Origin of the sequence: Novipirellula sp., from assembly GCF_041583735.1 — a bacterium.
GTDB lineage: Bacteria > Planctomycetota > Planctomycetia > Pirellulales > Pirellulaceae > Novipirellula.
Genome location: NZ_JBFHFD010000035.1, coordinates 1 through 9,457 on the forward strand (window position 1 = coordinate 1; position 9,457 = coordinate 9,457).

Consider the following 9,457-nt stretch of genomic DNA (forward strand, 5'->3'; position numbering starts at 1 on the left):
CACAGATGGGTTTTATTCGCGATCTTCGATTCTTTCCTAAGTTGGAATCTGTTGGTGCTTACAAGCGGAGTCGGAAGTCAAAGGAACGCAATCGCACTCAGAATCGGAGGAGTCGTCGCTTATCCATTCTTCAGCAACTTGAATCACGTCACTTGTTGGCGGGAGAACTCGATGCATCGTTTGGAACTGCGGGGATTGTTACAACGGACCTGCACAACAACTTAACCAGATACGACGCAGCGAATGCCGTCGCTGTCGATGCCAGTGGTCGCATGATTGCTGTCGGTACAACCGGGATCATTGCTCGTTTTACCAGTAGCGGTGGGTTTGACACCGCTTTTAACGAATCAGATGTCTCAAAGTTTCCAGGCGAGGCAGTCGGTGTGGCGGTGCAGTCCGACGGCAAGATTGTTGTTGCCGGGACCACATCCGAAGGGTCAACGAATCTATTTGCGGTGGCTCGATACAACCCAGATGGCTCCTACGATACGACGTTCGACGGTGACGGAATCCAATACACAAGTTTTGGTCCGCTACGGGTTACCGCGAATAGCTTAGCACTACAAAGCAATGGCAACATCGTCATTGCAGGTGTCGCTAGCAACTCATCGCTTGCCAATTACGATTTCGTTGCAGCGCGGTATCTTCCCAATGGTTCACTTGACGTGAGTTTTGATGGTGACGGACGCGCAACCGCAGACATCGGCACCTACGATTTCGGGAAGAGTGTTGCGATTCAGAATGATGGCAAGGTTGTCATTGCCGGCGCTACGCAAACCGCCGGCAACTACGATTTCGCTGTGGTTCGCTTCAATCAAAATGGTTCGCTCGATTCGACATTTTCCGGGGATGGCAAATTAACCACCGACTTTGGATCGGCTTCGGATGAGGCCAGTGGCGTGGCAATCCAAGCGGACGGAAAACTCGTGGTGGTCGGCAAAACGACGATAGGCGCCTACTCTGACTTCGCGGTCGCTCGATACAACAGCAATGGGACGCTTGATACGACGTTTGACCTTGATGGCAAGTTGACAACAGATATCGGAACTCGAGATGACGAAGCGAGTTCGGTGGTCATCCAGAGCGACAATAAGATCGTCGTCGCCGGGAGTTCGGTTAACCCTAATTTGTCATCGATATCCTATACGGTACTAACTCGCTACAACTCCAATGGTTCGTTGGATACGGGTTTCGGCAGTCATCATGGCAGCCAACTCGTATCGATCACCAACCCTGGTCCATCGCCGGGTACCAGTGGCGCCAATCATATTGCGTTATATAGCGATGGCAGATTCGCGATTGCGGGATACGCAAACAGCAGTAGTACCTATTTCGATTTTGCGGTCGCACGTTTATTGCCTAATGGTCAAAAGGACAATACGTTTGCCGGAGATGGTGCGTTAGCGATTGCTTATGGCAATTCAACTGACGAAGGGCAAAGTGTTGCGATTGGCGAGGATGGGAAGATCATCGTCGCGGGGCGATCTAACTCGCCTGCGTACGGATACGCGGTAACGCGTTATCGTGCCGATGGTTCGTTGGACACGACTTTTGCTGGCGATGGCAGCGTCTTCACGAGCATCACCTCCGGCGACGATGAAGCGAAAAGTGTTGTGGCGTTGCCGGGGGGAAAAGTGGTGGTCGCAGGCCGCTCAAAAACCGGTCCCAATTGGGATTTCTCCGCCGCGCGTTACAACGCCAACGGTTCGTTGGACACCTCGTTTGGCGGCGACGGCAAAGTCACGGTCAGCTTTGGCTCCAATGACGATTACGGACAAAGCGCTGCGGTGCAATCTGATGGGAAACTGGTGATCGCTGGGCAAGCGACCATTCTCGGGTCCGCAGATTTTGCGATCGCTCGGCTGGACAGCAATGGTGTTCCTGATGCATCGTTTGATGGTGATGGTCAGGTGACAACGGACTTCGGCGGCACCACCGATTTGGCCTTCGGCACTGTAGTTCAGACCGATGGAAAGATCATTGTCGTTGGGTACACCGATGCGGGTGGCGGGGGGATCAACCACGCACTTGCTCGATACAACGCCGATGGTTCACTTGATTCCACGTTCGGCGTGGGCGGCAAAGTGATCGCTGATTTTGGCGGCAGCGACGACTACGTCGGCGGCGTGGCGTTGCAAGATGATGGCAAGTTAGTCGTTGCGGGGGCCAAAAGCACCGCAGGCAACTACGACGTGGCGGTGACTCGCTACAACGCTGATGGAACGCTGGACACAAGCTTTGGTATTGGCGGTAGCGTGGTTACCGATCTCGGGTCAACAACGGAAGTCGCCGTGAGTGTTGCCATCGACAATTTCGGCAAGATCGTAGTGGCTGGATCGATTTCTACCGGATTCAACTTCGATACGGCCGTGTTGCGTTACAACTCCGACGGGACCCTCGATAGCGGTTTTGGCAACCTTGGGACTCAGGTGGTCGCCGTTAGCCGATCTGACGATTTCGGTAATAGCATTGCGATCCAGCCCGACAATAACGTGGTGGTCGCAGGCATGGCGGTGGGTGCGGGAACGTTCGACAATTCCCTGATTCGCTTGGTTGGTGGCGTTCCTGTCACGCCGAACTCCGAATTCTCAATTGCGACAACGGACTCGGACAAGTTTGAGGGTAATCCAGGCACGACCACGCCATTCACATTTACCGTGACGCGTTCCGGTAGTAGTGCGGGTCAGGCGAGCGTTGATTACACGGTTACAGGAAGCGGCACCGACGCCGCGAACGGTGCGGACTTCGGTGGCTCGCTACCGAGTGGAACGGTCGCGTTTGCCGATGGCGAAACCACTCAAACAGTTACGGTGAATGTTTCCGGCGATGCGATCGAAGAACTTGATCAAGAGTTCGTGGTGACGCTGAGCAATCCAAGTTCGTCTACAACCATTCTTTCAGCTTCGGCGAAAGGAACGATTCGTAATGACGATCTCAGCGTCGTCGGTGTTCGGCTTGTCAATTCCACCGTCGTCGAAGACGGCGCGGACGTGCTCACGTATACGTTTGAACGAACAAATGCGAACGCGGAGTCGCCCGAACTTGTGGTCAACTATGCGGTTAGTGGCACCGCGACCACTGAGGTAGATCATGACGCGGACGCATCCGGTAACGTTGCCTTTGCAGCGGGGCAAACCGTTGCGACGGTTGTCGTTGATCCGGCGGCAGATGCGGTCGTCGAACTCAGCGAAACCGTCACCGTCACCGTGACCGCTGGATCAAGCTACGCGATCGCTACGACGAGTGCGATCGCCACCGGAACGATCGCCGACGACGATCGTGCGGCAGTCACCATTCAGGACGTCACTGCGGTAGAAGGTGTGGGCCTGTTGTACACGGTGATGCTGGACAATGCGGTGCAAGACCCGTTTGATGTTCATGTTACTTTTGTCGACGAAACTGCCACGGGCGGCACCGACTATGACAATGCACCTGTCACACTCAACTTCGTTGGGAACCCGGGTGAAACCCATCAATTCACTGTCGCGACCAATAATGATTTGATCTTGGAAGGGAACGAAACTTTCAAGGTGCAACTGGATGCGACATCGCCAAACGGTGTTTTGCTGCCCGGAGACCTGGATACCCGTTTTGGCAATCAAGGCGTCGTCGTCACCGACATCAGCGGCGGTAGCGATCGCACCTATGCGGTCAAGATCCAGGACGACGGTAAAATTATTTCAGCCGGCAATCACTATACCGACTCTTCATCTGGGTACGATTTTTCGCTGATACGCAGAAATCCCGATGGCACACTCGACCCCTCTTTCGGAACCTCCGGCGTGGTGACTTTGGATTTCAATGGAGCGAATAATGAAGCGCAAGCGGTCGCGTTACAGCCGGATGGAAAAATCCTAGTCGCGGGGTTGGCCACTGTGAATGGTCAACGAGATTTTGCAGTGGCCAGGTTACTACCGGATGGCACGGTCGATACCTCATTTGGCACCAACGGAGTCGCGATTACTGATACGGGTGCCGTCGTGGAGACAGCGCGTGACGTGGTCATTCAGAGTGACGGTCGCATTGTGGTTACCGGTTACACTTTCGCGATCGGTGCCAGCGACATGGTCGTCATGCGGTATGAAGCTGACGGCACGCTTGACACGACTTTTGGCAGTGGCGGGATTGCAATCACCGATTTGGGTGGCGATGAGCTGGCTTTCGGTTCGGTCATTGATGCAGACGGCAAGATTACGATTGCTGGATATACGGTGCCGAGTCTCGCAACGGGCGGAAACAACAATTTCGCTCTAGTCCGCTACCTTGCCAATGGAACCCTTGATACATCGTTTGATCGTGACGGAATCGTCACGACAGACTTCGGGGCGAGTCGTCGTGATAGTGCGTTTGCGATTGCGTTACAGAGCGATGGAAAGGTTGTCGCCGCCGGGTTGACGGATAATGGTCTGGACACGGATTTCGCACTGGCACGCTACAACATTGACGGGTCGCTTGACACGGATTTTGGCTCCGGGGGATTGGTTGCGTTGGACTTTAGCGGCGGAAGTGATGGTGCGAATTCGCTCGTTCTTCAACCCGATGGTCGCATCCTAGTTTCTGGGAATAGTTATCTCAGCAATAGCGATATTGGTCTTGCACGACTCAATGCCAACGGCACCCCGGATACAACATTCGGCGTCGACGGACAGTTGACTCAATCATTCATTGCAAGCGGTAACTCTCGAAATGACTATGCGCATGGATTGGCGTTACAGCAGAATGGATCAATCGTCGTTGCCGGATACGTTGTCGCTGCCAGTGAAGACTTTGCTATGGCTCGTTTTCTTGGAGCACCTGATTCTTTGGTGGACGACTCGGATACGGCCTCCGGCACCATTGTGGACAACGAAGTTTTTGGATTCCGGGTTTCGGTCAATCCCGCGGTCATCGACGAGGTTGGTGGATCGGCTCTCGGCACGATCACGCTGGATTTTGCACAGACGTCGGAACTTACTATCAACGTATCCAGTGGCGATACGGGGGAAGCAACGCTGGACGTATCCAGTGTCACGATTCCAGCCGGTGAGTTGAGTGGTACGTTTATGATCTCGGGTGTCGATGACGGCGTCGACGATACGACTCATACCGTTCTCATTACGGCCGACGCTGGAACGTTAGGCACTCAGACCACATCAATTGACGTTGTCGATAACACGATCAACAACCTGACTCTCTCGTTGGCCGACGCCAGCATCGCTGAGAACGAATCAACGGCGGTAACCGTCTCGCTTGCGACTCCTGCATCAACCGACACCGTCGTTAACCTGACCATCAACGACGGGACGGAAGCCTCTGTTACACCGGCGAGCGTTACAATTTTGGCAAATCAAACCTCGGCGACGGCAACCGTGAATGGTGTGATCGATAATTTGGTTGATGGTTCGCAAACAGTAGTGCTTGCGGCATCGTCCGTTGATCTTGCCGACGCTACCGGGTCGTTGACGGTAACCGATATTGATTCAACCGCTTTGAGCTTGTCGTTAACGGATACCAGCATCGCTGAGAACGGTTCAACGGCGGTAACCATCTCGCTTTCCACTCCTGTGGCGAGCGACACCGTTGTCAACCTGTCCATCAACGACGGCACGGAAGCCTCTGTCATTCCGACGAGCGTCACGATCCTGGCAAATCAAACATCGGCAACGGCAACCGTGAATGGTGTGATCGATAACTTGGTCGATGGTTCGCAAACGGTAGTGCTTACGACATCGTCCGTTGGTCTTGCCGACGCTACCGGGTCGTTGACGGTAACCGATATTGATTCAACCGCTTTGAGCTTGTTGTTAACGGATGCCAGCATCGCTGAGAACGGTTCGACGACGGTAACCATCTCGCTTTCCACTCCTGTGGCGAGCGACACCGTTGTCAACCTGTCCATCAACGACGGCACGGAAGCCTCTGTTACACCGGCGAGCGTCACGATCCTGGCAAATCAAACATCGACAACGGCAACCGTGGATGGTGTGATCGATGACTTAGTTGATGGTTCGCAAACAGTAGTACTTACGGCATCGTCCGTTGGTCTTGCCGACGCTACCGGGTCGTTGACGGTAACCGATATAGACGGGAATTCAAGCAATTCACGCCCGCTAATCGTTACGTTGATTGCGCCATCCTTCCAGGATGCTGGTACTGCAGGCCAATCCGTGACGATTAGCGGTTCGTTCGAGGATGCCGACGTAGGTGATACTCACATTGTGACGATCAATTGGGGTGACGGTGTTATTGAAACAATCGCTCCGAGTCAGGTCAATCAAACTGCGGACACGTTCACAGCGAGTCACGTGTATATCGACGGAGGAATCTATACGGCCACCGTAACCGTCGACGATGGAAAGACAAACGGCACCGACACCGACTCAAAATCGATCGTCATCAGCGGTGTTGGTATCGTCGACAGAACGCTGTTTGTGATTGGCACTAGCGGCAGAGACCACATCGTAATCAAGTCTCATTCTGGGGCCTTGAACTTAAAAACCAAGCTCAATCAAGGAAAAGGCCAAACGAAAATAGACCGTGACATTGATGCTGACGCTGTTGATTCGATTGTTGTCATGGTTGGCGATGGCAACGACACCGTCGATATCCATGCAAAAGTCAGCGTTCCATCTTTCATCTTGGGCGGTGACGGAAACGACAAACTTAATGGCGGAAGTGGTAGCGACGTGGTGGTCGGCGGACTTGGAAACGACAGGCTGCTTGGAGGTAATGGCAACGACGTTCTGATCGGCGGTGAGGGGCGGGACGTGCTTGATGGTGAATCGGGCAACGATCTTTTGCTTGGGGCTGGTTGGATTAATCAGCAAGACCTTGTCGCACTGGATGCGCTTCATCAACAGTGGACTCGCAACGACGTCACTTATCAGCGACGGCGCGAACATCTCACAGACGCCGCTCCGGGTGGGATGAACGCTGGATTCACATTTAACGCCACAGCTTTAATAGAAGATTTCGACAAAGACACATTGAAGGGTGATTCTGGTCGTGACCTATTCTTCGCGGCGTTAAGTGGCTCGATCAAAGACAAGATCAAAGGCAAAGCGTCCAATGAAGACGTCGTTTGCTTTTCTAGTGAGAACCGAGCTGTAAGCGGCAGGTTAAGAGTCTGCCGCTTGGCGAATTAAAGTTTATCGCCAGCTTGTCGAGAATACGTTGACCAACTGCAAGTTAGTCTTGAGTTATCTGGCACTTGACCGAAGTGGGGTTGAAACAGTTCGCCCAGATTGATGCTTTGAACGACCTAGGGTTTGACGTCGAGCCGGCCGTTGGGCGTGTCGAGAGCTGATAAAAGTTAACGAGCAACGCGAAGCTGGGGGCCAGCTTGGGTCCGGTGCAATGATCGCTGTATATCACTTAAGAAAAACACAGTGCACCAGCGTGCAAATGAGCGAACGTACCCGCGTTAACCGTGGCAAACGCTTGCATCTTTTAATTGGGTTAGCTTACAATCAGGCAACCGAGCAATCGACGTTCGATTGAAATCACTAACACCCAAAGAGGTCACGTTCAATACACGATCTAAACGTTTGCAAAAGGCCGAATAGATCGCGATTCGTTGAACGGAATAATCCCCACCTAGTTCGACACCATGTCTGCAACCGAAGAACAGATTGCTGCACAATGCCCTAACGGGCACGTCTTTCGCGTAAAAGCGAAAGCTGAGGGCAGAAAAGTCCGCTGTCCGAAGTGCAAGGTGCCTGTACTGATTCTGCGAGACACGAATGCACTCGCGATCAATGATCCAACCAACGGGATGGATGAATTGGCATCCGCAGAAATTCCTGTCGTTGAAAACGGCTTTTTCGGCGACCTGCCTGAAAACAATGGTCCACCAGATTTGCCTCCGTTTGACATGCCAGCTGATCCTCCGTCTTCTCCTTGCGTTACCACCGCTGTATACGCAACAAACCTGCCGCAATCATCAACAACCCCAGTCCACCCAACTACCAGCACAACTCAGCTCAAACCCGTATTAACAAAAAACCACATTCAGGCTGTGATCCTTCTGCTTGCGCTCTTGCTGGCTGCCCAGGTTTTCGGATTTTCCAAAACCAAAAACGCATCGACGAAATGGGAGTACACACTTGAATCACCGTCTGATACTAGCTTTGAATCCTCACTTGAACGCATGGGCAACCAAGGCTGGGAACTTGTTACCGCAAGACGTGCGACATCAACCTACGGTGGTGCCAGCTATGAGATGATCTTCAAACGCCCGAAGTAGAGGGCGGATGCCCGCCTAGCGAAACACGCAATAGCCTGACAACGGTTGTGAACCAGGCAGTTAATCGAAGTCACAAGGGCCGGGCGTCTTGGCAATGGAAAGTCGCTCGCCGCGCCTCTGTAATCGCAATTTGTTGATCGATCAAAACCCTCGCAAAATGTACGACAATGAAACGCGACCTTGAATTGATTCGGCAGCTTTCAATTCATATTGAGTTTGCTGAAAGCGAGGTTCGCAGCGCGCCTGCGATTTGAGGGCAGCGTGCCACGTAGCTTTATCCAGGATCTCTTAGGATGGTTTGCATGTATTGAGCCAGTGGAACGAGGTTGGCCAGTCGAAGGTCAAGCCCTTTGTTCAAGATGCCCGGCAGTTGCTCGTTCGCCCTCTGCATGGGTTTACTTCTCGCAGCTGACATGTGGGCACTCTTAAACTCTAGGTTGAAATCCCCGTCGGCGAGATAGTCCCCGAATTGACCTTGGGATTTGCATCTCCTCCGAGAACACCTTTTGGTGTGAGCTCACAACACACATACGCTTTGGAAGCGACGTGACGATTCTGTGACGTTTGTGTCATTCGTCGTAATCAAATGGCCGCCTCGTCCACATTGCCACGCCCGAGGAGAACAAGATGGCGAAGAAGAAGTACGAGTCCCGATTTCGTAAGCCGGCCATCCGAACTTTGGTCAAGCACCACGGTATCGGGGGGTTGCGCCCGGAGTGCGAAGCAGTCGAGGAGACTAGTCCTCGTGACTTCGGTCCGCTCGTGGAATCAATCAGCAGGCGAGGGCTATTGCTTCCCATTCTGATCGACAACGATGGGATGCTGGTTGAGGGACGGTCTCGACTTTGCGTGTGCCATCTACTGGCGATCGAAATATCGGATGGTCAAATCGCAATTACCGAAGAGTCCCTTGATTCCATCATCGAACGGAATACTCCAACACGCAACCTTACAAGGTGTCACTACGCGATAAAACCTGTCCAGGTGTTGATAGAAGAACTCGACGAAGCAAAGCAAAGAAGAAGAGATGGTGGCGAGAAAAGGGGGCAAATCTTGCAAAATTATTTGAGCTGAATGCTTTGCCAGGCAACTCACCTATTCGTGGTCATCCGAAAGCACTTGAGATCGCAGCGAAGAAAACGGGGGTGAACTCAGGTGCTTGTCGCGTTCAACGGATTAGGAAATTCCGATTCCGCCCAATTCTGCCCTAGGTTGTGTTGATCTTTGATCGCT

At 53.0% G+C, this 9,457-nt stretch carries 3 protein-coding genes; all 3 read left to right on the forward strand.

Going from position 1 to position 9,457, the window contains the following annotated elements:
* Nucleotides 1-152: 152 nt before the first annotated feature.
* The 3 genes from ABX962_RS04885 to ABX962_RS04895 all read left to right on the forward strand — a co-directional run bounded on the left by ABX962_RS04885 (nt 153) and on the right by ABX962_RS04895 (nt 9,298).
* The gene (locus tag ABX962_RS04885) at nt 153-7,124 is read left to right on the forward strand and encodes a Calx-beta domain-containing protein (protein WP_372717159.1); all 6,972 of its coding nucleotides are present in this window, start codon (nt 153-155) and stop codon (nt 7,122-7,124) included.
* 464 nt (nt 7,125-7,588) lie between these two features.
* Complete coding sequence (locus ABX962_RS04890) at nt 7,589-8,224, forward strand: hypothetical protein (RefSeq protein ID WP_372717161.1); 636 nt, start codon at nt 7,589-7,591, stop codon at nt 8,222-8,224.
* Between the two features lie 627 nt (nt 8,225-8,851).
* Complete coding sequence (locus ABX962_RS04895) at nt 8,852-9,298, forward strand: hypothetical protein (protein ID WP_372717163.1); 447 nt, start codon at nt 8,852-8,854, stop codon at nt 9,296-9,298.
* The last annotated feature ends 159 nt before the right edge of the window (nt 9,299-9,457 follow it).